The sequence below is a fragment of the Salicibibacter cibi genome (assembly GCF_016495865.1).
Classification (GTDB): domain Bacteria; phylum Bacillota; class Bacilli; order Bacillales; family Marinococcaceae; genus Salicibibacter; species Salicibibacter cibi.
Window position 1 is genome coordinate 957300 of record NZ_CP054706.1, and the last position, 24929, is coordinate 982228.

Here is a 24929-nt window from a genome sequence, read left to right on the forward strand (position 1 = left end):
TCCAAAGTTTCCGCGGAGAGGATCTGTTTTAGCAATTCATCAAGTAATTCTAAATTATCGATAGATCACACTTTTTCTTGTTCCGCGTCGGTAGACGGCCCGAATTTTTCCTTTGAAATTGTGCAGATAGCATCTTGTTTCCCTTTCCCCATCCCACGCCGTTCGTAAGACGCATCAGTTCCATAACTTTCGCCTCCTCTTCGGAATCAAGCTTATTGACTTCGTTTTCCAGTGTATGCTCTTCATACTCTGAAAGCTGCAAGTATGTTTCGAAAAAAGTAGATAGTAGATGATTACGCGCAGGATCAAGTTCAAGCCGGACGAGGATCCGCAAAAATTCTTTTTTGACTTCGATCTTCTCCTCATTAAAAGGGAAACTCACTGAAATCGGCAATGGGGACGATTCTTCTACGATGCCTTTCATACAGAGTATCGAAACATGCGTTTATTAAAATTTTTTTGATAGGATGCCTGAGGTTCGACATGAACGATGATGAGGCTGTTTTCATTGCCGCAACTTCGTTCCAGCAACAATATCCAGATACCGTTTCTCGCGATCGTTGACATCCGTATTCTATTCTAACTATTATAGCGAACGAATGTTCAAATTGCAATTTTTATTTTCATGCTTATCACATATTTTCATTCGGTTATATGTTACAATTTTGTTTGTGAATTCAAGGTACGGAGTGCTTTGAAAGCACATTCAGATTTAATCAAACCGCGTACGTTAGAATAGAGTCAAAACAACGGAGGAGCCTTTAAGCATGTCATTAACGATTCAGACTTCTGCTGTCTTTAACAATAATAGCCTCCTACTGCCGGACATTGAATTTACCGTTGAACGTGGGGAGCCTGTGGTAGTCCAAGGTGATATCGAATGGCTTGAATCGTTCCATTCCTTATTCCTTTCCTCGTCACCCTTTTTGGCGGAACAGCCTAAAAACGTTTTCGTCTTCTTCCAATCGGACGGTTTGTATACGCGACTGACCCCGAGACAGCACATTCGCTTTTGGAAGAAACTTTACGGTCATTCAACGAATGAAGAAAACGTGTTGACGATTTGCGAGCTTTCGCAAGTCGCCGATAAGCGTGCGAAACATTTGTCCGCCACCGAGCAACGCCGCTTGCATTTTGCTCGCTGCCTAATTATGCCGAGTGAGGCTTGTCTGTTTGACCAGCCCATCATTCACGCCGACCGCCAGACAAAACATGCCTTTTACGCTGTATTGGAGAAGTTGTCTGATCGCTTTGTCCTCATGACGACGACGTCGCTGGAAGAAGCGATTCAACTCGGCAAACCGTATCGCTTAAATGAACGAGGCCTATACGAAGTCGATGATGGAACCGATACCGAGCAAAATCAAACACCGGCCACACCATTTCAACTTGAAAAAATTTCCGCCAAAGTAGACGACAAATATATATTATTTGATCCGTTGGAAATCGATTATGTGGAAAGCCATGAAGGCCAGACTTGGTTGCATGTCAATAACGAAACGTTTGTTGCGCCGTTAACGCTAAAGGAGATGGAAGAGCGCTTGCATCCATTCGGTTTCTTTCGCTGCCACCGGTCGTATGTCGTCAATCTGCAGCGTGTGCGGGAAATTATGATATGGAGCAAAAACAGTTACAGTTTAAGCCTTAATGACAGAGAAAAAAGCAGTATTCCTTTATCAAAAGGCAATTATTCCACATTAAAAGACATGTTACACGTGTAAGGGAGTATCGATGGAACGAAAACAACTGAAAGCATTGCTTTATAAAGAAATAATCAATTTGTGTTATAACGGACAATTTCTCGTGATCGTGACCATTCTCTTATTTTTTTATGCGGTCTTTTCTTTGGAAACTTACCCTTCTTGGATGTTTCTCATCGCTTTGACTTTAATCATGTTGCCGCTCCAAATGCAGGGATTTTTGCTTGCCGAAGAAAAAGAGCAGCAAACGTGGCGGATTCTCAAGCAACGAAGGGTCCAACTTTACGGGCTCGCGCTAGTAAAAGTGTTGCTCATCTCCGTTATGACGCTTAGCTTAGTATTTTTCATTTCGGTTTTTAATGGTTTAGGCTTTATAACATCGTTATTGGTTTGTGTTTTCATTATCCCGGCTCTTTTGATTCTGCTTTCCATTGGAACCATTATCGGTGCTTATGCCCATGATAAAATTGAAGTCGGCATATGGGAGACGCCAATCGTCATTATTGTTATTGCCCTGGAAATAATTCGAGAGTCTTTGTTGAATAACGAATGGTCCACTATTTTGGCTATGCTGCCGAATACCCAATTTTACCAAGGGTTAGCACTTATTCAAGACCAGCCTTCGGAAGCATTTTTGTCTCCTTTTATTTATTTTCTCCTCTGGTCTTTAGGTTTTGTTTTCCTAGCTGCCTTCGTTCTTCATAAGCGCAAACAAACCTTTTAGCCTCGCCAACGCGGTGAGGCTTTCTCTTTTTGTGGACGCTAATCATCCAGTCATCCCCTTTTCCCCTCTTCCTGTACCTTTTTTAAGGTAGAAACAGCACATTTTCTTTACACTTGAGTTATCCCTTTGGCGAGAGGAGAGGATCCTATGGCGTAAGCTGGGCAATTACTCTGGTCGTGTTCATCCTCGTTCAACTCTTTTTTATCGCCATTGATGGAACAGCATTGGAACCGACGCGGTTCAATGATTCTGGTGACATCGGCGGCAGGATTGTGCAATCGGAACTTTTTACGGAAAGGATTACTCCTTATAGCAATCCGTCTTTAAACATAGCTACAATATGATTCATCGTTGTCATGATCCTTTATGCCGTGAAAGATGTCTTTTTTAATATCACTGCTAGAAAATGTTTAAGGGGAGGGTGGAGAATAATTGGAAAAAAAGCGGGCGTTCATTAGTCAAAGATATTTGTTTATCAATACTAGCTGTTGCTGCTGTCATCGTTGTCTTTTTTCTCATTGATAGATCTTCGTGGGAACCAAATAGGAGCGAAAGCGAAAATCTTTTGAGAAATTTATATGCGTTACTCCCTGATGGACTGTTTACAGAAACCTTTGCACCTTTTGACATGGTTGAATTTAACATTGTGACAGCGCTAATCATCATCGCTACAATCATGAGTATTATTTGGCAAGTTATTTCATGGATACAAGGAGAGAAATGATATGTCAGCTATTCTGGAAGTAGACAAATTGAGCAAACGATACGCAGATTCCGAATTTGCATTACAGGATGTTTCTTTTTCGATTCCATATGGTTCCATTGTCGGGTTTATCGGAGAAAACGGAGCCGGAAAATCAACGACGATGGGATCCATCTTAGGGACGCTTCATAAAGACGACGGCTCCGTTCATTTGTTTGGCGAAGAAATGGATCCGGATAAGCGAAATATGAAAGAAAATATCGGGGTTGTCTTCGATGATATGAAACTGCCCGGAGAACTAACGATCGTTAAACTCGGGAATGTATTTAACAATATTTATAGGCAATGGAACCAAGAAACTTTCAATCATTATATTGACCTATTTTCCTTGCCGCATAAAAAGAAAATCAGCGGGTTTTCACGGGGAATGGCGATGAAACTTTCGGTAGCGGTCGCCTTGTCCCATAATGCCAAAGTGTTGATTTTAGATGAAGCAACCGCGGGTTTGGATCCATCCGGAAGAGATGAACTGTTGGAAGTGTTGCGAGCGTTCGGCAAAGATCGGGAGCGTGGCATATTGCTGTCGTCGCATATTACGAGCGATATTGAAAAAATCGCGGATGACTTGATTTTTATAAAAGGTGGGAAAATCCTGTTAAACGTCCAAAAAAAGATATTGATGAAGCATTACGCGATTTTGCAATGCGAGCAAAGTGAATTGAAGCAAATTGATCCAAGCTTCATTATCACGCATAAAAGTAACGGAGATATGATTGACGTGCTCGTATCCAACCGAGAACAAGCGCCTTCTGAAATCAAGAAAAAAGACTTCTCTATCGATGATATCTCACTCCTATTAATGCGAGGTGAACATACATGAAAGGTCTACTCTTAAATCAATATTATTCGGTTGGAAAAAGCCTCTGGAATTATTTGTTGTTAAGTGTTGTCATTACGGCGATTCTCCTCTTTTCTCAAAATGAGATGATGATGGCTTTCGCGACATTTTTGCCAATCCTTTTTATGGTTACGCCTGCACTTGAGGTATTAAAGCACGAATCGATGTCGGGTTGGAATAAATTTGTGCTTACACTGCCCATAAAAAGAAGCCAAGTTGTGCAAAGCCATTATCTTTTTTACTTCATGGTGATGCTCATTGGCCTGCTGGTAACGATCGTTTTATTCATCTTAGCTGAACTTATAGCAGGGCAAGTTTTGACCGATCAATCCATATACTCGATGATGAACGGTGTGGGTATAGCCTTTATTTTAGGTTTCATCGCTTATCCATTAACGTATCAGTTAGGGACTGAAAAGTCGGATATGGTGCTCATGTTTGGCGTTATCGCGGCAATAGGGTTATATCTACTAAGCGGTTGGCTATTCGAAACGATTTTAAGCAATATGTCGCCGGATACACTGCAAGGGATGAATATAGACCTGTTGTTTTCCAGTGGTTTCTTGGCGGTCACCCTGGTGTTTTTCATCGTCTCTTTCCTGATCACGCTTCAGGTTTATAAAAAGAAAGAGTTTTAGATCTATTTTTTGCTGAAAAGCATTGATTCTAACGCAACGTCATGTAGTATAGTTATTGTTCAAGAAAAATTTTTTGAAAAATGGAGTGGGGAAATGAACTGGCTAAGGTTGTTGTTGAAACGAAAGTTAATCGTTGGGTTGTTGTCCATCTTTGTTTTATTGTTTGGGCTTTTTGCCAGCAATGATCTCGATGTAGAAATGATGCCCGGCATGACGATGGATATGGGGATGGTGCAAATTGATGCCGGCGAGCTGAATACGCTGGATATGGAAGAGAATGTTATCAATCCCGTTGAAGATCGTCTGGACGAAATCGAGCATATTGATACATATGAAACAACCATTACCTTAGGCAATGGTTCCATCATGCTCATGTTTGAAGAAGGGGAAGGGGATGATGCCTTTGCCGACGTAGAAGCGGCCATGAACGAGCTGGAAAACGAGATATCCGACATCGATGATGTTTTTTCCATGCAGGCTTCCATGAATCCGCCCTATGAACTGAATTATGATTTATATGGGGCAGACAGCGAAGAATTGGCGTATGTATCCGAGGAAGTCATTCAACCTCGGCTCGAGTCGCTTGCTGAAGTTCGAGACGTAGATGTGGCTGCTGAAGATAGTGAAGAGATTCACATTGAGTTGAACTATGAACAACTGCAAGAAGATGGGGTGGATCCCGAGAACATCGTCCAAATTTTCCAAGAGGAAAATCAGAACAGGGCCATTGGGGAATTATCGGAAGAAGATGATGAACCTCGTTTAAGATGGGACGGCACGATGTTCAGTGTGGAAGATATCGAGGAGTTGCAGATATCAACCCCTGATGGGCCGGAACCGTTGGAAGAATACGCGTCCATTGAGATGGTCGAGACAGATGCAAGCACCACAGCGTGGAAAAACGGAGAAGACGACTACGTATTTTTACAAATTGGACGTTCCGACGATGCAACCGAGGTAGAAATGACGGAAGCGGTGCGTGCCGAGGTTGAGGACATAAAAGCAGAGGAGTTACCGGCAGACATTGAGTTCGAGGAAATGTTGGCCACGGCCGACTATATCACGAATGATCTTAGCGACATTCAAACGAATGTGCTGTACGGCGGACTTTTGGCTCTATTGGTATTATTCACATTTCTAAGGAGTATTCGCGCCACAGCGATTGTCGGCATTTCCATTCCCTTGTCTTTGTTGCTCACATTTTCGATCATGTGGCTCATGGACTACAGTATCAATGTGATGACACTCCTTGCTCTCGGGCTGGGAATTGCGATGATGGTGGATGCTTCGATCGTTATTCTGGAGTCCATTTTTCGCAAACTGCAACAGGGGCTCCCTAAATTTGATGCCGTGATCGAAGGGACAAAAGAAGTGTCGACCGCCGTCCTGGCTTCAATGCTGACGACTGTTGTCGTGTTCTTGCCGATTGGTATTTTAAGCGGGGACGTGGGTGCATTCATCATGATGCTAGCTATGGTCATCGTGATTACGCTCGTCAGTTCCGTGTTCATATCGTTCACCGTTATCCCCGTGCTGTCAGACAAGTGGATCAGGATGAAAGAATCAAAAGTCCACAAAAAGGAAAACGTCATCTTGCGAATGTATGGCCGTTTTGTCGGTTGGATGTCTTGGAAAAAATGGCGTAGGTGGCTAGTGTCCACCGGATTCGCGTTTCTATTTTTTCTTTCTCTTTTTCTCGTTGCGTTTGTGCCGATGAGCATGATGCCGGATGTATTGGAAAGACAAGCTGAACTCATGGTGGATTTGGATAGCCATACGGATGATGAGGAAAAAGAAGCCATTGCCGATGCCATGCATGAACGCTTGTCCGATACTCCAGATGTGTCCGATTACACCGTTATTGCGGACGAGGATATGATGTTGGCTTTCGTAAACATGACACCGGAAGAAGAAGCCAATCTGCCTCAAGCGCAGGTAAACATGGAAATCATGAACAATTTGGAAGCATTGGAAGAGGATTATCCGATTGAAAATGTCATGATGTCCATGGAAGCGGAAGACATGGGGAATCCCGTAGAAATCATTGTGCAAGGGGACAGTCTGGAAGGACTTCGTGAGATTGCCGATGATTTGGAAACAGGATTGGAGGACATCGAAGGGGTCACAGGCATTCACCATTCCATGTCCGATCTGGAAACGGAAGAACAGTTTGTTATTGATGAAGAGGAAGTCGAAGACGCGGGTTTAACGACTGGTCAAGTTCGTGAACAAATAGAAGCTGCTTTCATGAATGAGCCGATTGATGACATTGAACTGGATGGCCAAGACTACCCTGTCTTGATGAATTCGGATCTGGACGTAGACAGCTTCGATGAGCTTGAAGACTTGGCGATTGAAATTCCTCCGGAAGAAGAAAGCTTCATGCCCGGAGAAGAGGAAGAAGAAGCAGAAACGATGGATTTAGCGGAATTTGCGGAATTGGAAACGACAGAAGCACCACAAGAACTGGAACATGAGGATGGCGAGCGAATTGTAAAAGTCATGGCCAGTTTGGAAGACCGTGACCTCGGCTCTGTTAATGCAGACGTACAGGAAATGATTGCCGATTATGATTTTGATGATGGCTATTCGGCTGGATTTGGCGGGCAAATGGAACAACAACAAGAGATGATGACGGAAATGATGTATATTTTCTTAATTTCTATCTTTCTCGTGTATATGGTGATGGCGATCCAATTTAACCATCTGATCCATCCTCTCGTGATCATGTCTGTGATCCCGATGACGATCGTGGGGGTTATTCTTGGCCTGTTAATCACGCAACAAGAATTAAATCCGATTTCCGCGATGGGTGCTCTGATTCTCATAGGGATTGTCCTAAATAATGCCATTTTGCTCATCGACCGTACGAAACAATTGCGGAAACAAGGATGGGATCGTGCCAACGCTTTACAGGAAGCCGGCAAAAATCGCATGCGTCCGATCTTTATGACAACGCTAACCACCGTGGCAGGTATGTTACCTCTCGCATTGGCAACAGGCAGCGCCAGTAATTATCAAGCGCCGATGGCAACGGTGATCATATTCGGATTGTTATTTGCGACGTTCATTACGTTACTCCTTATTCCTTCCGTGTATATGATTATGGAAGATATATTGGGGTGGCCCAAGCGATATTTGAAAAAGCGAAGAGAAAAGAAAGCGACCAAAACAGATAAGGAAATGACTACGGAGAATCGTTAGTGTTGAAAGGATAGCAAAACGACCCATTCTTTTGAATGGGTTGTTTTGCTGCTCAACAGGCATGTTAAAAATCGCAAATGATCCAAGGGACATCAACGATTGCGATCGTTTCCAGAAAACACGTCGAACTACGAAGAGCTCGCACCAGATATTATCACAGATGCAAAAGAACTTCGTAGGATCGAACGCTTGATGGACCGATCAAGGCGTACAACTAATCCTAATAACTTCAATCCAAATGGTACGATCAAAAGGGGTTGTAAATGGGCGTTCTCTAAGCGTTACAAAAAACTTTGTGCAAAACGAAAAAATATACACCGTAAAGTTGCTTCCAAACGTAAACAAGAACATGAAAAACTTGTTAATCATATTCTTACACTTGGTTCTGATATACGAATACGTTTTCAGTCTCTACAAAGAAAAACGAAAGAAACAACACGAAATAAGAAAAATGGCAAGATAAACGCAAAGAAACGATTTGGACGATCAATCGCTCATCGTGCACCTGCAATGTTGGTAACAATGATCGAGCGTAAACTTAGTTATCAAGAACGCCCCCTCAATAAAATAGACACCTATAGCAAGCCAGTTTAATCATATAACGGGCGATTACACAAAGAAGCAACTATCCGAACGGTGGAACGACTTTGGAGGCTTCTACATTCAACGTGATTTGTATAGTGTTCTGAGAATCTTAACGCTATTGATATAGATCTTTGCAATGACGGCTGGGACAACTTTGTCGAAATTCATGATAGCAAAATTGAAGAATTAAAACAATCAACAAGCAAAACGATGCGTTGGTTTGTCGCATAATCTAAAAAACCCGTCGGAGTGATTGCACCGACGTTAATATCGGAACGATAAGCACACAAGCGGTCATTCGTGGCTGGCTTGGTGAAGTGCCTTGCTCATACGCAATACGTCCGTAAAGTTCTTGGAATATGCCAACGCCAAAATCATAAATCCCAGCCATGACAGTTTAAAACCTAATGACATTTATCGTCCTTTTTTCCGTTAAAGCAAAATGATGGACATGTGTCTTCATCTGTCAATGTTCAAATTCGGTGATTGGCCGTCATTTGGCGTGGTTTTCTTCTGAGAAGGGCACGCGTAATTTCATGGAAATATATGGTGAACGAAAGCCTTTGTCTTTTCATTTTTGACGCCATCATAATCAGGCGTAGGAACTTTCATGGTGTCATTGTTGCCCATGGACGCCATTAAATGTACACATGCGTTGTTTTATGGCGTCATAACTACCCGATGTGGATGCCATTATATGCTGGATTCTGTCGATTCATGGCGTCAAACGTTTGCGATCTGACATCATTTGTAAACACGCTTTTCTTTAACGTTTCGCTACTCTAAAGCTTCATTTTAATTTTGGCAGAGGCTCAATGGTAACAACCACGCTTTGTCGGCAACCTCTATTCCATAAGATAGATAAGGTCACTTAGAAAAGTGTACTGGATAAGCGTTGTCTCTATCCCCAAGAACCCCGTGACTTTAGTCATCGGGAGTGGTCAGCTTTTCCGTTCCTGGTGATGTAAGCAGACTCAGGAATTATCGTGGCAAAAGTCAGAAATCACGTTGTATTTATTTCGAATGTCCGAATTCGGTCTGATTTCTGGCATGTAAATCACTCCCTTTTTACTGTGATATATATAATCTCAAAACAGGCCGTGTCCCCGTTGAAACTTATGTTATAATTTGTTAGTTACAAAAAGAAACGGAGTGTTTTAAGGTGCTTAAAGATCAAAAGGTTATTATAACCGGAGCTGCTTCAGGTATTGGAAAAGAGACAGTCAAACAATGCTTATATGAAGGGGCGGAAGTGATTGCTTGTGATATCGACAACTCCATCTATGATTTAAGTCAATCCATAGAGCATGAAAAAGGGTTATATACATATCAGATAGATGTCAGTGATTATGATGGTGTTTCAAAATTTTTTTCGCATATAGAAGGCAATCATTCTGACATAAATGGACTGGTGAACAACGCAGGCATGTATTTGGCCAAAAATGTATTAGACTATCAAGAAGATGAAATGGATCAAGTTATGGCGGTGAATGTAAAGGGGGCTGTTCTTTTTTCTAAATGGTTTGGCAAGAAATTGATGGAAGAACAACGGAAAGGCATCATCGTAAATATGTCTTCAGTGGCAGGTATCGAGGGGAGTTCCGACGCGATTTACGGGGCTACCAAAGCCGCGATATTAGGATTGACGAAAAGTTGTGCCATGAATTTTTCGCCTTATGTTCGAGTGAATGCCGTCGCCCCAACGATGGTGAATACGCCAATGATGGAGACAATTCCTGATTGGAGAAAAGGTGAATATCTAAGTGACCAACTGATCGATACGCCTGTATTGTCTGAAGATGTGGCGAATACGGTGATATTTTTGTTATCGGAAAAATCCAGGCATTATACGGGTGCGACCTTTGATTTAAATAATGGTGGGCACCTAAGATAGCTGCTACACCTTGAAGGGAGTAAGAAGGCAGCGAGCTTAAACTCATCCCGCTGCCCATACTTGAGAGCCCCCAATTACAACGATCGTTGATAAACGCGAAAAGCTTCGAGAACGAGTACGCATGAAAGAATGAACATCACGAGCAAGTAACTGCTGTATTGGAAGGCAAGTCCCCAATCCGTCTGGGTGCCAACCACTTCTCTCCCGGCTTCGACGGCCCAATTCAAAGGATTGAAGGCTGCAGCAGTTTCAATCCACCCCGGCACGAGATCAAGCGGCATGAACAATCCTGACAAAAATAATAAGGGCAATTGCGTGAATCCAACCGCAGCTGTCAGGCTTTTTTCTTGGCGGACGATTAAACCAACGGACATCGACAACGCTCCCATTGCCAGGCCGAGTACAACAGCGATCAATATAAGTAGGAGGATTCCCGGCAGTCCGCCGGAAAATTGTGTGCCTAGAATCATGGCAACAACAATCATAATCACTGCCTGCAACGTCATCGTCAATGCATCTTGTAGCAAGCCTCCCAACAATAATGCCGAGCGATGGATTGGAGAAATTAGAAAACGATCCAAAACCCCGTCACGATAATCACTAATAACCCCCATCCCGGCGTAGGCGCCTGCCATCATCGTACTCATCATCACAATGCCCGGGCCGAGATAATCCATGTACGAGTTTCCGCCAAACCCCGGGAGATCGGCCATGCTTGAAAACACTTGCCCGAAGAGAAACATCCATAGCACTGGTTGGACGACAGTCATTAAAATAATAAAGGGAGAGCGCTGGACGATTCTCAGACCTCTTATAAATATGCACCACATATCAGTAACCCACTTCATCATTTTTTCTCCTCTCTCAGTGCTTTCCCTGTGTACATGAGATAAACATCGCCAAGTGCAGGTCTAGATACCGCTGCTGAACGCACGTCAGTCTGATCGTTCTCTAATACTTTTAAAATTTTCGGCAGTTCTTCTGCTCCTTGTTTCGATTGCACATTTAACGTACGTTCGTCGCGTGTAACTTGATAGAACTTTTTTAAGGCTTCTGTCGCATGAACGGCTTGGGCGTTGTCTGTACATTGAATCGTGAGCGTATCGCCGCCCAGTTTATTTTTCAGTTCTTCGGCTGTTCCTTCCGCGACTATTCTGCCTTCGTTCATAAAAGCGACACGATCCGAGAGTTCGTCAGCTTCTTCCATATAATGCGTCGTCAAAACCACGGTCAATCCCTCTTCTTGCTGCAATTGCCGAATTGTTTTCCATAAATCTTCTCTCGCTTCGGGATCTAAGCCGGTCGTCGGTTCATCCAGAAAAAGCAACTTCGGTTGATGAATAAGCCCCATAGCAAGGTCGAGCTTTCGCTTCATGCCGCCGGAATAGTTCATGCTGAGACGGTTGGCATCTTTTTGAAGATGAAAACGTGTGAGCATTTCTTCTACACGGTTCTTTAGGGCCTTGCCTTTTAACCCATGGATTTTCCCCTGTAACATTAAGTTCTCTCGGCCGGTGCCCATTGGGTCCACACCTGATTGTTGAGCGACACATCCTATCCACTTTCTCAAAAAGTTTTTGTGTGTGCTCAACTTTTCATCGAATAGTTCGATGTTTCCTTTATCGGCGTTGGCGAGTGATGTGAGTATTCGTATGGTTGTCGTTTTCCCGGAACCATTTGGTCCGAGCAGTGCATAAATCGTTCCTTCTTCGACAGTCAGCGAGAGGTCATCGATGGCGACAACATCTTTACCATAGGTTTTGCGGACACCTTTCATTTCAATGGCTGTTTTCATTCTCCTCATTCTCCTTCACTTCTTTTGCATGCATGGCATCCGTTATAAACGCAACGATTTCTTTTGTCATTGGATAGAACATCACACCATCGCTTTCTTCAGATATCGCTTCCCATGCGTTGCCCAGAAATTCTTCATCATCGCCAAACATGTTGTAGACACCTTCCATCCAACGATCTACCAATTCTTGTGCAATGTCAGATTCCGGTGATACATGCAAATGATTCCGAATGTCAAGGATGAGCGCCGTCCATTCCTCCGTTTTCTTTTTGTCATGGTTCACGGACAGCATCTTCTCTTTTTGTTCCGGATTTAAATGGCGATCAAGTACGCGCGTGAATTTATCGGGATCTTGCTGAAACAATTGCATGGCTCCAAAGATCAACGGCCATTTCACTTCATCTTCAATTCGAATGGAATACAGCACAGCCGTGAGCGATTGTTCTAATTCGTCTAGTCTTTTTTTCTGGTCTTTGACCATCAATAGCTGTTCGGATAATGCTTCTTCCCAGGTGCGCGCAGACTCATGTAAAATCTCTTGGATTTTTTCCAATGAAAACCCCAAGTATTTCAAAGCCAGTATCTGTTCCAGGCGCATGACCTCCTCCTCATCGTATAGACGATGCCCACCTTCGGTTGCACTCTGTGGTTTCAATAAACCGATTTCGTCATAATAATCAAGTGTTCGTACCGTTACGCCGGTCTTCTTTGACAGTTTGCCGATTGTGTACACATAAGCACCTCCACGTTCATTTCCTGTGTGATAATATAAGTATAAAACAGCACGTAACGTTAGGTTCAATCATTATTTTTCTCGGGTAGTTAACGATCAGGATATTTCTTCTTGACAATCCGTTGTGTAAGTGATATTTTTTCCAAAACTTATCATGTACGAAAGAGTTAAGGGGGACTGTCGTTGGCAAATTACAAGAACGTTCTCGTCTGTGTGTATGGGGAAGAATTTTCATCAGAAGATACGTTTGATCAGGCTTGCGCGTTTGCATTGAAAGAAGACGCGAAACTTTATATTACAACCATTGTTGATCCGAAACCATTTGCCTCCATGTCTAGGTTTGATAAAAAAATTGAGGAAAGGGTTAAACAACAAGCGCTTGAACAATTGCAAGCGTATAAACAGAAAGCGGAAGAAAAAGGAATTCATGAAGTTGAGACGATTCTTGATGTTGGAACGCCAAAGGTAAGGATTGCTCGCCATATTGTCCCGAATTATCAAATCGATCTTATTATAGCCGGTGAAACGGTTGGAAGAATAGCGGAACGTGCAATTACCGGAAGCATCTCAAAAGGCATTGCTAAACGAGCCGCATGTGATGTCATTATTGTGGACAACAACGGAGAACTGATTACTAAAACCTGAACGATATGGGGGGCGATCCGAAACGAGGGTCCCGCCCTTATTTATTAATGGAATGAGACTAAACCCACAATGTGGTTAAAATTAGCTATCGCTGTTTTTGCCGGCAAATAATCCAGATCATGGACGCATGACTATTGCGTTTGCAATATAAATTCTATACAATAGGGCAGAACTCATTAAAAGGAGGTGGAATTGATGTTTATGACCGTTGAGCGCAAGTGTGTAGATATATACATGTATCTTTGCCGTGCGCTTTTTGCCGATGCAGTGACTAACGGGACACGTGTGTCTTGTTTTAGCAACTGCATAGCATTCAATCAACGGTAACCATCAATTCCCCTGAACGTGAATGTAAAACCACGGGCAGAACGTTCAAAGTCCGGATCACCATGGGAGACGTGCTTCCCATGGTTTTTTATGTTCAATTTTAATGAGGAGAGAAATAAAAAAATGATTATAGCAAGTTTGCAACATATAAAACATTCGTTTGGAGAAGGTCCCATCTTGAATGATATAAGCACAGAAATTCACGATGGTGATTGTGTAGGCTTAATTGGTGCGAATGGTTCCGGAAAATCTACGCTTATGCGTATGTTGACACAGGAAATCTATCCGGATGAGGGCAGGGTGAGTTGGAAAAAAGGGTCCCGAATCGGTTATTTGCGACAGATTCCAGCGGAAGCCTATGAGGAACATGTTCGTTCTATTTTATATCAACCATTTAGTCGGTTAATGGATATTGCGGAGCATTTACGATTATTGGAAACGAAAATGACCGAAGGCATCGCCACAAAGAAAGAGTTTGAACAATATGGCGAGGATCTCGAAGCATTTGCGCGTCACGGCGGTTATGAAATGGATGCTCAGATTGAAGACGTGACGAACGGTTTGGGCATCAATGAATGGCTTGATGCATCGTGGCATTCGTTGAGCGGTGGGGAAAAAACCAAGGTTGGACTAGCGCTTATTTTACTGAAAGACCCTGATTTGTTTCTCCTGGATGAGCCGACCAACCATCTGGATATTGGCGCGGTGGAATGGCTATCCCAATACTTGCAACAATTCAAGGGGGCAGTAGTGGTCATCTCCCACGACCGTTATTTCCTTGATGATGTCGTGACCAATATTATTGAAATTGAAAATGGCGACTTGCATGCATATGAAACGAACTACAGTGACTACTTGACCGAACGTGAAAACCGCCTCCTTCGTGAGTTTAAGACTTATGAAGACCAACAAAAGAAAATAAAGAAGATGAAGGAAACGATCAAGCGCTTAAAAATCTGGGCGAATCAAGCAAATCCGCCGAATGATGGTTTGCATCGTCGGGCAAAAAGCATGGAAAAAGCCTTAAACCGAATGGAAATGGTCAAGGCTCCGGCAAAAAACAAAAGTTTCAGCGTTGACCTGAAACGGGCAGACCGCAGTGGCAATGATGTTGTTATGTTAGAAGCGGTTCATAAAGCGTTCGACGACCATTCTTTGCTTACCAATGTGAATATGCATATTCGCTTTCAAGGTCGAGCTGCGATCATCGGAAACAATGGAACGGGAAAGACAACGTTGTTGAAAATGATGCTCGGTGATATAAAAGCCGATAAAGGAGAAGTTAAACTCGGCAGTCAAGTCCGGGTTGGTTATTTATCCCAACACGTGTTTGTCGGTGATGAAAACAGCACCGTCATTGATGCTTTTCGATCCCGTGTAAACGTTGCTGAAGCTGATGCTCGACACATTCTCGCTCAATTTCTTTTCTACGGGAACCATGTCTTTAAAAAAGTGGCAATGTTGAGCGGGGGTGAGCGGGTTCGGTTACGATTGGCGCAACTCACCAATGAACAGGTGAATACCCTTGTGCTGGATGAACCGACGAATCACCTGGATATCGCTTCCCGGGAAGTCATCGAAGAAACGATTAACGATTTTTCCGGAACAGTTATCGCGATTACACATGATCGCTATTTTCTGAATCAGTTTTCCCAACTTTATTGGATTGACGATCAAACAGTCTATTATTACGAAGGAAATTATGACTGGGCAAAGAAGAAACATGAAAGACGACATTTATAGGAGAGGGGATCATCATTGGATAAAAATATGTTATCCAAACGCTTTAAACATTTTGCCGTATCGCAATGCGTTTCCAAAGATAATGAAATGTTGTCATTATGTGCTCATACGCGAGAAAGGCAGCCTGTCCCGAATTTATTTTTCGGGGCTGTCCACTATCTTTTGTATAAAGGCAAAGAGCACGAGCTTAAAAACTTTTACGGCAGCATTGTTGAATCACTGGAAGAAGAAGGAGATTGCTTTCCTTATTTTACAGATTTTTGTCGAAAATATCGAAACGAAATCATCTCCATTATGGAAAATAAATTTGTAGTCCGATGTAGGGAAAGAAATCCCGCAAGATACAGTGATCTGCATTTTTCATGCCCACGTGGCCAATCAAATGCCGTGTCATACGAAACATGAACTTTTAAAAGTAATAGAGAGTATTGGCAAAGAAAGAGATGTGTTTCATCTTTACAATAATATTCACGATGGCGATCTTCGTTCCTTTCGAGATAATAGTCACAAAATGATATGATAGAGAGAACAATGTTAGTCGAAGGGGAGGGATCAGTCCAGATGTATAAAAGCCTGGAAGAATGCGTACTCGATTTAGAGCAACAAGGTGAACTCGTCCGGATTCGTGAAGAAGTGGATCCTTATTTGGAAATGGCAGCTATCCACCGGCGCGTTTATGAAGAAGGTGGACCTGCGATTTTATTTGAAAATGTGAAAGGAACGAAATATCGTGCTGTTTCCAATTTATTCGGATCTCCGGAACGAAGCAAATACATGTTTCGCAAAACGTGGGATGGCGTGCATGACGTGATTGCCATGCGCGATGATCCAATGAGCGCGCTTAAGAATCCCTTGAAAAATGCCAGCACCGGTTTCTCGGCGATGAAAGCGTTGCCGATGCGCTTGACGAGCGTGAACGTATCTGATCTGGAAGAGATAAACATATCCGACTTGCCGATGATCCAATCATGGCCTGATGACGGCGGGGCATTCATAACGTTACCACAAGTTTTGACAGAAGATCCTGATAATCCGGGACTTATGAATGCCAATCTCGGCATGTACCGCGCGCAATTAAATGGCAATGATTATGTGCAGGACAAAGAGATCGGTATGCATTACCAGATTCATCGTGGCATCGGGGTGCACCAAACCAAAGCTGTGCAAAAAGGGGAGCCATTAAAAGTCAGCATTTTTATCGGCGGTCCGCCAGCACACACGTTAGCAGCTGTCATGCCGCTTCCTGAAGGTTTAAGCGAAATGTTGTTTGCAGGTCTTCTCTCAGGCCGCCGTTTTCGCCATAGTTACGAGGACGGGTATGTGATTAGCCACGACGCTGATTTTGTCATCACCGGAGAGGTTTATCCCGAGGATACGAAGCCGGAAGGCCCGTTTGGCGACCATCTCGGCTACTATAGCCTTAAGCATGATTTTCCGGTCCTGCGTGTGCATAAAGTGTACGGAAAACCGGATGCGATTTGGCCGTTTACCGTTGTCGGCCGTCCGCCCCAGGAAGACACAAGCTTCGGCGAAATTATTCATGAATTGACCGGAAATGCCGTCACGCAAGAACTTCCGGGTGTAAAAGAGGTACACGCCGTTGATGCTGCCGGGGTACATCCATTGTTATTTGCGATTGGAAGCGAGCGGTACACACCGTTTGAAAAGGTAAAAAAACCGATGGAGCTGTTGACAATCGCTAACCGTATTCTCGGGTTCGGCCAATTAAGTTTGGCGAAATATCTATGGATCACCGCCGAAGAAGACGAGTCGATCGATATCCATGACGAACTTGGTTTTATGCAATACATCCTTGAGCGAATTGACCTTCACCGCGACCTCCATTTCCAGACGAACACCACGATCGATACGCTTGATTATTCGGGAACAGGATTGAATAGCGGAAGCAAAGTGGTTTTAGTCGCTTATGGAGATAAAAAGCGTGATCTATGCCGTCAAATTCCTGCTGGTATGGGGAAAATGAAGCGTTTGAAAAGCCCGCAACTTGTCATGCCCGGTGTGGTAGCGGTCGAAATAAACGACTATCAAGATGAACAGAAAGCGACAGAAGAAATAAACGCGATGATCGACGAGATTGTTGAAAGTAGTGACATGTCTGCTTGTCCACTCGTTGTCGTTTGTGATGACAGTGACTTCGTCAGTAAGACCAAAGATAATTTTCTTTGGGCAACGTTCACACGCAGCAATCCATCCCATGACATGCACGGAGTCAATGCTTTTATTGAAAACAAACATTGGGGCTGTGACACGTTGATTATCGATGCGCGTATTAAACCGCATCATGCTCCGCCGCTCATTGAAGATGTAGAAGTAGAAAATAAGATCGAACGTTTTTTTGAAAATGGCCGTTTCATGGGTGTTCGATGATGATTTCGGTCGTAAAAGCAAATGAACAACATGTTGAAGGCATTGCGCGGGTATGCACGGATGGGTATTGGGCGACATATGGTTATTCCAAACCAAGCGCGTACATTGAAAGAATGGTCGAAGCATTTTACAACTATGATCGAATACGGCAGGAAGTCACGGAAACGGGCAAACATTGGGGCGGTTATTTTGTTGCCTTGGACAATGGCGAAGTCGTTGGTGCTGGTGGCGGAGGATTGACCGGAGCGGCGACGGGCGAGCTTTTTGTATTATACCTTGATCCGAACAGAAGAAATGAAGGGATCGGAACGAAGATTCTGGATGCCGTTACCGCTCAGCAAAAGGAATTCGGAGCCAGGGAACAATGGGTATCGGTTGAAAAAGACAATGATATGGGCATCCCTTTCTATGAAGCTAGAGGTTTTTCGTTCAAGTTTGAGAGGGAGAGTTATGGAAACCTAGAGGGAGAAGACTATATCTCCCTGAGGTATCATCGATCTATATAAAAAAGCTGGGATCCTCGTTTTAGACATTTGGATATCAGCAACGTACTCATTCGTTTCAAACCGAAACCGTAGTTGTTCGGGATCAATCTTATCTGATCCGGGGTGACTATTGATTTAATTTCGTTAACAAAAGTACTATTTTTCCTTAAACCCCTTGGAGATAGACACTCTTTTTTTTAAAATAGGAAAATATATTATAAAAAAGGAGAATCTATTATGGGAAGGAAAAATTTTGTTTTGAAAGGAGCAGCAATTTTCGTTTTCAGTGTGGCAAGCGTTACCGGATTATCGGCCCAGAAGGCAGATGCAAGCGTCTCGGGTGAAACCATCGCGATTGATGCAGGGCATGGTGGTAATGATAATGGAGCTACCGGAAATGGATTATATGAAAAAGAACTTGTATATGATGTGGCATACCGTACACAAGAGTTGCTGGAAGATGCAGGGGCGGAAGTGATCATGACGAGAGATGGTGACTATTTTGTGGAGCTCATCGAGCGGGCGAATTTGGCTAATGATGGCGGAGCCGATTCTTTCGTCAGCATTCATGCCAATTCTGCTTCAGATGCTTCCGTAAGTGGCACGGAAACTTTTCATCATCCATCGGATTCGGAGGGGGAGACATTAGCTTCCGACCTGCAAAGTAGCATGGTGCAAGAGTTTGGCAGTAACGACCGTGGCGTGAAATCCAGCGATTTCAGTGTTCTTCGTAATTCGGACATGCCCGCCGCCTTAGTTGAATTAGGGTTTGTCACCAATCAAGAAGAAGCCGATACGATGCTGACCGATTCCTTCCGTAACGAAGCGGCAAATGCGATTTATCAAGGACTTCATGACTATCATTAATAAACATAGAAATCAATCAAGGGTAAGAACACCCTTGATTGATTTATTTTTATTTAGGGACTGCTGAACAACGTGCAGCTATCAGCTGAAGTCGGGATGCCGCTTCCATGGCTTCGTTTTCCGCGGACGAACGGTCAAGTCTCCTCGCGCAAAACCGGCGCTGCAGGGGCTCGACGCGTCCGCTTTGATGTCTACGCCATTGCAGCGTCATCCCTCCGTACGTTGCCAGAAGTGCAAGGGTTTTTTGTTTATAGGATGGATTTCCTTGCATCCAGCTTTGACAACACCAACGGAAAATGCTTATGTGCCAGTCTTTTTCCGTTAGTCAGCAGTCCCTATTTAGGGGCCTCCCCTCGACGGTTCTCCCACTGTTGCAAGAGACTTGCATTTGCTGTGTTTCCGACGACATTTAACAACGTCCTAAATCCTTCGGTTATTCGGTCGATACCGGCGACGATGGCAATTCCTTCTAGTGGAAGATTTGCTGCGGAAAGCACGGTGGTCATCATAATGATCCCGGCGCCGGGAACGCCTGCTGTACTGAATGAGACGAGTAAGGCACTAAGAAAAATGGTTAGCACGAGTTCAATCGTCATATCCACCCCGAACAACTGTGCAACAAAAATAGCGTTAAAACCTTGCAAGATACCGGCGCCATCTCGTTTTAATGCAGTACCAAACGGAATGGCAAAGCGAGATAGCTCATTCTGCAGCCCTGCTTTTTCAGCACCATTTAGGGCAACCGGGAGCGCTGCATTGGAACTTGCCGTACCAAAGGCCAGTGTGAAGGCAGGCGCAAATCCTTTGAAAAATGTTCTTGGCTTAGCGCCTGCGATAAAAAGAAACAACGCATACAAACCGATCATCAGGATGATGGCTAAAATTAATCCGAGCACGTAAACGGCTAGGTTCGCAATAATATTAAACCCTTGGGAAGCTACCATTGAAGCAATTAAGGCAAAAACACCAAACGGTGCAATTTTTAAGACAAGCTCCAGAACTTTTTGTACAATCTCGTATACACTCTCGATAACATCGATAAAAGGGTGCGTTTTATCATCGCTCAACAAATTAATGGCTGTGCCGACAAGAGCTGCCAGAACGATAACTTGTAAAAGATTCCCTGAAACCAAAGCCTCGAATGGATTTTCAGGTACAATACTCACAAGCCAGTCGAGTAATGATTGCCCTTCCTCCGTCTCTCCTTCTCCGGTAGCGATCGGTTCAGCACTATCCCCCGGGCGGACAATAAATGCAACGACCAAGCCAAAGAAAATAGCAATCGCAGAAGTTACAATATATAGGCTCATCAACTTTGATGTATAACGGGCAACATTTCCGGTTCCCCTTAATTGCGTTAAGCCCATAATTAAAGCCACAAAAACAAGCGGAACAACGATTAATTGGATTGCCCTTAAGAAAATATCGCCCACAGGTTGCAATAGATTTTCATCAAGCGGCTCTACCCAACCCGGAAAGTAAAGGTTGATGAAGCCACCAAATAATATCCCTGCACCTAAAGCAAGGAAGATTCTAGTTGATAAAGACATGGGAGGCCTCCCTTTTTTATTATTCCATTTTACAAAGGCAAGAGTATAAAGTAAATACATAAATCATATTTGTTTAATATGAATTTAATCGGTTCTTTTTAATAAAGGGAAATTCGAAATCCGCAGTTTTCTTATCCAGAATTTCTGAAACCGTTGATCTTCAGCAGCTTTATCTTTTTACTTTATATGAGGATTTATGAATAAAACATTCAAACAGGAACACTTGTTTTTATTAATAGTATGTGCTATTCTTTCTATAATAGATTTTCTCCTACAAACAGGATGTGATAAAATAATGGCAAATGAAACGTTAGCTCTTGTTCAAGAAAAACCGGCCCAGTACTTGGATCAAGACGGTCTTTGGAAAAAGGTGATTACGGACCTGTTCAAACCATTCATGTTATTTTTTGCGCCTGATCTATATGATAAGCTGGATTGGAGTAGAATGCCTGACTCACTTGAGCAGGAACTTCATCGCACTTTTCCGGTGATCGAAGGGAAAAGGTACACTGATAAGTTGATGAAGATTCATTTGAAAGATGGAAAAGAGCAATGGATTCTCGCCCACATTGAAGTGCAAGGATACAAAGATGACGACTTTTCCGAACGCATGTTTCAATATTTTTATCGTATATTTGACAAATACCAGCAAAAGATTTTCACCATTGCCCTCCTCGCTGATCCCGATCGTTCTTTTAAACCAACGGTCTACGACTATCATTTTCACGGAACGACACTAACCTATATCTATAATACGTATAAGTTTCTTGATCAAGATGAAGAGGAACTATTACAATCGGATAACCCGTTTGCATATGTTGTTTTGGCCGGTATATATACGTTAAAGAGCAAAAAAATGCCAGCCAACGCTATCAATTCAAGCGTCGTTTGTTTGAATTGATACTAAAAGATCAGGAAAAAAACGCTCGGGAATATGTTAATGCCTTGTTATATTTTATTGACTATTTAATGGAAATTCCAAAGGAAATGGCAGAGAAATTGCAAAAAGACATCAAGCCGATGATAGGAAAGGGGGCGAACGATATGATGGATGAACAGACATATCCCGACCCACCGACATTGAAACCTATTTTTGATGAGCTGCGGGAGGAAGGGAAAGAGTTGGGAAAAGCAGAGGGAAGAGCAGAAGGAAGAACAGAAGGAAAAACAGAAGGAAAAAGCGAGAGGACAATAGAAATAGCCGAGGAGATGCTTAAAAAGGTTTTTTCGGATGAAGAAATTATTGAAATAACAGGTTTGACTGAAAAGGAGTTGGATGAAATAAAAGATCGGGTGTAATTCTGTCTCTATAACAGGCAGGCTTGTTCTAATACTGGGGTAAACCTGCTATGTTAATAATGGTCCAGTCATCCTCATAGACGATTATTTTCCATTGGTGTTGTTAAAGCTGGATGCAAGGAAATCCATCCTATAAACAAAAAAACCCTTGCACTTCTGGCAACGTACGGAGGGACGGTGCTGCAATGGCGAGACTCCAGCGGAAAAACGGACGCGTCAAGCCCCCGCAGCGCCGGTTTTGCGCGAGGAGGCTTGACCGTTCGTCCGCGGAAAGCGAAGCCATGGAAGCGGCATCCCGGCTTCAGCTGATAGCCGCAAGTTGTTCAGCAATCCCTAACTAAAAAGCATACAAGGAGCCATCATGAAACCAATAAAGCAAAATCGCCAACAAGCTTTTCAAAAGGACCGTGAAAACCGGGGTCGATTGCTCATTACGTGCCCTGATCAGCCGGGAATTGTGGCAGCTGTTTCTCAATTTCTATCCTCTCACCGGGCAAATATTATTGAATCCAGCCAATATTCGACTAATCCGGAAGGGGGCGTGTTCTTTATTCGAATTGAATTCGAATGCCCGGATCTTGAGTCGAAAAGAGAATTGCTGCAAGCATCGTTCGATGACATTGCGCAGAACTTTTCCATGGATTGGAAGCTATTCTTTGTAAAAGAATTAAAACGGGCGGCCATTTTTGTGTCGAAGGAACTTCATTGCCTGCGCGAACTCCTTTTGGAATGGGAAAGTGGGGATCTCATGGCAGACATCCCCCTAGTTATCAGCAATCACCCGGATGCCAAAGATTTTGTGGAGTCGTTTGGTGTTCCTTTCGTACATATTCCGGCAAACAAAAACAATCGACAAGAGGCTGAACAACAGCAACTCAGGCTATTGGAAGAATATGATATTGATGTCATCATTCTCGCGCGCTATATGCAAATTTTGACATCGGGATTTGTCGAAGCTTACGCTGAAAAAATCATCAATATCCATCATTCCTTTTTGCCGGCATTCGTAGGCGCGAAGCCGTATGACCGCGCATTCGAACGAGGGGTGAAAATTATTGGAGCCACATCGCACTATGTCACCAATGATCTGGATGAAGGCCCGATCATCGAGCAAGATGTTAAACGGGTGAACCATCGCGACCAAGTGGAAGATTTGAAAAAGAACGGCAAGATCATCGAAAGAAGCGTCCTCGTTCGGGCGGTCAAATGGCATATCGACGACAGAATCATTGTCCACGAAAATAAAACGATTGTCTTTTGAAGGGCTTGTCAACACGGCAGGTTCTTTTTTCTAAACCCCGATTGGTTCAACGAACCATCAGAGAATTTTGGCAACAGGGGTAGCTGACGCCGCATCAATTGGATGCGGTCGAGAATATTATGTCAAAATTTTTTTAAATTAATAACGCAAAAAGCGTTTATTGTGTTACTCTACTGACATTAAACACTTTCGGAGGTGATGAATATCAACTTGAATGTTAAGGAAAGGATACTTGATGTTAATGGCTCAGATATTCATGTTGTTGAACAGGGAGAAGGTCCAGCTGTTCTATTGCTGCATGGCTTTCCAGACTCATGGTACCTATGGCGTCATCAAATCCCCGTGTTGGCAGAAGCGGGATACAGGGTAATCGCACCGGATCAACGCGGTTTTGGTGAATCGGATAAACCCGCGGAAAAAGGTGCTTATCTCATGCCCGCTTTGCTTGATGACATATTAGGCGTCCTTGATGAATTAGATGTTAAACAAACCTATATAGCTGCCCATGACTGGGGAGCCATCGTCGGGTGGATGCTTGCCGGCATGTATCCAAAAAAAGTTAAACGTTAGCCGCATTATCTGTGGGCAATCCGACGAAATTAACTGAGTTTTCGATCAATCAATTAGAGAAATCATGGTATATATTTTTATTCCAGTTTGAAGACGTAGCGGAAAAGATGTTAAAGAAAAACGATTGGGCTTTATTTAAACAATGGACACGCCATCATGAGGAGACAAAAAAACAGATCAAAGAATTGTCACGACCTGGGGCTTTAACAGCCGGAATAAATTGGTGCCGGGCAAACATGGCTCCGGAAACCTTGCCATCGTTGCCATTGAAAGCCCCGGATATCAAGGTGCTGACACTGGGCATTTGGAGCGATAATGACGTTTTTTTAACCGAGGAACAAATGCAAAGTTCTGCTGAACACGTGACAGGATCATGGCGTTATGAAAGAGTAGAGAATGCCAGTCATTGGTTGCAACTGGATCAACCGGAAACGATCAATGAACTTTTGATAGATTTTTTTGACAATAGAGAAGCGGAGGGGAAATGAGTGAAGCAGATGGGTTCGTTGCTGATGTTAACTCTGTTGATGGCAGGGTGTGCACAAGAAGCTGAGTCAGAGGAAGTGTTTTATGAAGAAGAGAGCACAAAAGAGTGGCAGGTGGAGATTGAGGATGTAGGCGAAGAAGAAGAGCGTAGATTAACCGTCACTTACATTGGCGACGAAGAAATCGAACGTTTACAGGTCGAATATGAAGGATTTAGGATTCGTCCGGATTCTGAAGAAGACACTTCAGTGACCATCCGCGACCTATCGGAAAAACCAAGTTATGAAGTCATTATTCATTGGCGTGATGAAGATAATGAACGCTATGAGGAGCCTGTGAATGTTGAGGTTGATGAAGAAATAGGAAAGTAAAAAAAATCAGGCTGTTCACATTATGTGTGCAGCCCTTGTTATGGCAACAAAGGGGAGGCGGAG

General features: G+C 43.3%; 30 protein-coding genes. 24 read left to right on the forward strand and 6 right to left on the reverse strand.

Going from position 1 to position 24929, the window contains the following annotated elements; genetic code table 11:
* Nucleotides 1–49: 49 nt before the first annotated feature.
* Complete coding sequence (locus HUG20_RS04830; protein ID WP_200088663.1) at nt 50–424, reverse strand: hypothetical protein; 375 nt, start codon at nt 422–424, stop codon at nt 50–52.
* A 343-nt stretch (nt 425–767) separates the two neighbouring features.
* Here HUG20_RS04830 and HUG20_RS04835 point away from each other — a divergent pair, with 343 nt between their 5' ends.
* From HUG20_RS04835 to HUG20_RS04875, 9 genes are all read left to right on the forward strand, one after another.
* The gene (locus HUG20_RS04835) at nt 768–1721 is read left to right on the forward strand and encodes a LytTR family transcriptional regulator DNA-binding domain-containing protein (RefSeq protein ID WP_200088665.1); all 954 of its coding nucleotides are present in this window, start codon (nt 768–770) and stop codon (nt 1719–1721) included.
* A gap of 10 nt (nt 1722–1731) precedes the next feature.
* Nucleotides 1732–2424: a hypothetical protein gene (locus HUG20_RS04840; protein WP_200088667.1), complete on the forward strand. Its 693-nt coding sequence runs from the start codon at nt 1732–1734 to the stop codon at nt 2422–2424.
* 176 nt (nt 2425–2600) lie between these two features.
* Entirely contained in the window at nt 2601–2768 is a 168-nt protein-coding gene (locus HUG20_RS04845; protein ID WP_246476538.1) for a YfzA family protein, read from the forward strand.
* Nucleotides 2769–2845: 77 nt separating this feature from the next.
* A complete protein-coding gene (locus tag HUG20_RS04850; RefSeq protein ID WP_200088671.1) occupies nt 2846–3148 on the forward strand; it encodes a YfzA family protein in 303 nt (100 codons plus the stop codon).
* Nucleotide 3149: 1 nt separating this feature from the next.
* Complete coding sequence (locus HUG20_RS04855) at nt 3150–4007, forward strand: ABC transporter ATP-binding protein (RefSeq protein WP_200088673.1); 858 nt, start codon at nt 3150–3152, stop codon at nt 4005–4007.
* Nucleotides 4004–4663 carry an ABC-2 transporter permease gene (locus HUG20_RS04860; protein WP_200088675.1) on the forward strand — a complete coding sequence of 220 codons (660 nt, stop codon included), beginning with the start codon at nt 4004–4006 and terminating at the stop codon, nt 4661–4663. The genes HUG20_RS04855 and HUG20_RS04860 overlap by 4 nt, the downstream gene beginning before the upstream one ends.
* 93 nt (nt 4664–4756) lie before the next feature.
* Nucleotides 4757–7867, forward strand: coding sequence for an efflux RND transporter permease subunit (locus HUG20_RS04865; protein ID WP_200088677.1), 3111 nt, complete (start codon nt 4757–4759; stop codon nt 7865–7867).
* 99 nt (nt 7868–7966) lie between these two features.
* Nucleotides 7967–8461: a hypothetical protein gene (locus HUG20_RS04870; RefSeq protein ID WP_200088679.1), complete on the forward strand. Its 495-nt coding sequence runs from the start codon at nt 7967–7969 to the stop codon at nt 8459–8461.
* 1153 nt (nt 8462–9614) lie between these two features.
* The gene (locus tag HUG20_RS04875) at nt 9615–10346 is read left to right on the forward strand and encodes an SDR family NAD(P)-dependent oxidoreductase (RefSeq protein ID WP_200088681.1); all 732 of its coding nucleotides are present in this window, start codon (nt 9615–9617) and stop codon (nt 10344–10346) included.
* Nucleotides 10347–10420: 74 nt separating this feature from the next.
* Here the strand turns inward: HUG20_RS04875 and HUG20_RS04880 are convergent, their stop codons facing one another.
* The 3 genes from HUG20_RS04880 to HUG20_RS04890 are packed head-to-tail and all read right to left on the reverse strand — an operon-like array spanning nt 10421 to nt 12874.
* Nucleotides 10421–11194, reverse strand: coding sequence for an ABC transporter permease (locus tag HUG20_RS04880; RefSeq protein ID WP_200088683.1), 774 nt, complete (start codon nt 11192–11194; stop codon nt 10421–10423).
* Nucleotides 11194–12141: an ABC transporter ATP-binding protein gene (locus HUG20_RS04885; RefSeq protein WP_200088685.1), complete on the reverse strand. Its 948-nt coding sequence runs from the start codon at nt 12139–12141 to the stop codon at nt 11194–11196. Before HUG20_RS04885 ends, HUG20_RS04880 begins: the two co-directional genes overlap by 1 nt.
* Entirely contained in the window at nt 12125–12874 is a 750-nt protein-coding gene (locus HUG20_RS04890; protein ID WP_200088687.1) for a MerR family transcriptional regulator, read from the reverse strand. The genes HUG20_RS04885 and HUG20_RS04890 overlap by 17 nt, the downstream gene beginning before the upstream one ends.
* A gap of 183 nt (nt 12875–13057) precedes the next feature.
* Here HUG20_RS04890 and HUG20_RS04895 point away from each other — a divergent pair, with 183 nt between their 5' ends.
* The 8 genes from HUG20_RS04895 to HUG20_RS04925 all read left to right on the forward strand — a co-directional run bounded on the left by HUG20_RS04895 (nt 13058) and on the right by HUG20_RS04925 (nt 19329).
* A complete protein-coding gene (locus HUG20_RS04895; RefSeq protein ID WP_200088689.1) occupies nt 13058–13519 on the forward strand; it encodes a universal stress protein in 462 nt (153 codons plus the stop codon).
* Between the two features lie 234 nt (nt 13520–13753).
* Entirely contained in the window at nt 13754–13846 is a 93-nt protein-coding gene (locus HUG20_RS19370) for an RAxF-45 family protein (RefSeq protein ID WP_281392558.1), read from the forward strand.
* Between the two features lie 123 nt (nt 13847–13969).
* Nucleotides 13970–15589, forward strand: coding sequence for a ribosomal protection-like ABC-F family protein (abc-f, locus tag HUG20_RS04900; RefSeq protein WP_200088691.1), 1620 nt, complete (start codon nt 13970–13972; stop codon nt 15587–15589).
* A 15-nt stretch (nt 15590–15604) separates the two neighbouring features.
* Entirely contained in the window at nt 15605–15994 is a 390-nt protein-coding gene (locus tag HUG20_RS04905) for a DUF2332 family protein (protein ID WP_200088693.1), read from the forward strand.
* A complete protein-coding gene (locus HUG20_RS19925) occupies nt 15972–16109 on the forward strand; it encodes a hypothetical protein (RefSeq protein WP_425504095.1) in 138 nt (45 codons plus the stop codon). The genes HUG20_RS04905 and HUG20_RS19925 overlap by 23 nt, the downstream gene beginning before the upstream one ends.
* Before the next feature lie 41 nt (nt 16110–16150).
* Nucleotides 16151–17977: a UbiD family decarboxylase gene (locus tag HUG20_RS04915; RefSeq protein WP_200088698.1), complete on the forward strand. Its 1827-nt coding sequence runs from the start codon at nt 16151–16153 to the stop codon at nt 17975–17977.
* A complete protein-coding gene (locus HUG20_RS04920; RefSeq protein ID WP_200088700.1) occupies nt 17977–18483 on the forward strand; it encodes a GNAT family N-acetyltransferase in 507 nt (168 codons plus the stop codon). Before HUG20_RS04915 ends, HUG20_RS04920 begins: the two co-directional genes overlap by 1 nt.
* Nucleotides 18484–18699: 216 nt before the next feature.
* On the forward strand, nt 18700–19329 hold the full coding sequence (locus HUG20_RS04925; protein ID WP_200088701.1) for an N-acetylmuramoyl-L-alanine amidase family protein: 630 nt from the start codon (nt 18700–18702) through the stop codon (nt 19327–19329).
* Between the two features lie 49 nt (nt 19330–19378).
* Here HUG20_RS04925 and HUG20_RS04930 read toward each other — a convergent pair whose 3' ends face one another.
* Together HUG20_RS04930 and HUG20_RS04935 are read right to left on the reverse strand one after the other, a co-directional pair.
* A complete protein-coding gene (locus HUG20_RS04930) occupies nt 19379–19600 on the reverse strand; it encodes a hypothetical protein (RefSeq protein WP_200088703.1) in 222 nt (73 codons plus the stop codon).
* A gap of 64 nt (nt 19601–19664) precedes the next feature.
* Nucleotides 19665–20879, reverse strand: coding sequence for a dicarboxylate/amino acid:cation symporter (locus HUG20_RS04935; protein ID WP_200088705.1), 1215 nt, complete (start codon nt 20877–20879; stop codon nt 19665–19667).
* A 295-nt stretch (nt 20880–21174) separates the two neighbouring features.
* Between HUG20_RS04935 and HUG20_RS04940 the strand changes: the two genes are divergently transcribed.
* From HUG20_RS04940 to HUG20_RS04965, 7 genes are all read left to right on the forward strand, one after another.
* Nucleotides 21175–21780 carry an Rpn family recombination-promoting nuclease/putative transposase gene (locus HUG20_RS04940; RefSeq protein WP_200088707.1) on the forward strand — a complete coding sequence of 202 codons (606 nt, stop codon included), beginning with the start codon at nt 21175–21177 and terminating at the stop codon, nt 21778–21780.
* Nucleotides 21777–22178, forward strand: coding sequence for an RpnC/YadD family protein (locus HUG20_RS04945; RefSeq protein WP_211200005.1), 402 nt, complete (start codon nt 21777–21779; stop codon nt 22176–22178). Before HUG20_RS04940 ends, HUG20_RS04945 begins: the two co-directional genes overlap by 4 nt.
* A gap of 177 nt (nt 22179–22355) precedes the next feature.
* Nucleotides 22356–22487, forward strand: a complete 132-nt coding sequence (locus HUG20_RS19375) for a hypothetical protein (protein WP_281392436.1) — start codon at nt 22356–22358, stop codon at nt 22485–22487.
* Between the two features lie 52 nt (nt 22488–22539).
* The gene (purU, locus tag HUG20_RS04950; RefSeq protein WP_200088711.1) at nt 22540–23439 is read left to right on the forward strand and encodes a formyltetrahydrofolate deformylase; all 900 of its coding nucleotides are present in this window, start codon (nt 22540–22542) and stop codon (nt 23437–23439) included.
* A 198-nt stretch (nt 23440–23637) separates the two neighbouring features.
* The gene (locus tag HUG20_RS04955) at nt 23638–24009 is read left to right on the forward strand and encodes an alpha/beta fold hydrolase (RefSeq protein WP_200088719.1); all 372 of its coding nucleotides are present in this window, start codon (nt 23638–23640) and stop codon (nt 24007–24009) included.
* Between the two features lie 107 nt (nt 24010–24116).
* Nucleotides 24117–24497: an alpha/beta fold hydrolase gene (locus HUG20_RS04960; RefSeq protein WP_200088721.1), complete on the forward strand. Its 381-nt coding sequence runs from the start codon at nt 24117–24119 to the stop codon at nt 24495–24497.
* A complete protein-coding gene (locus HUG20_RS04965; RefSeq protein WP_200088723.1) occupies nt 24498–24866 on the forward strand; it encodes a hypothetical protein in 369 nt (122 codons plus the stop codon). It begins immediately after the preceding gene.
* Nucleotides 24867–24929: the final 63 nt, after the last annotated feature.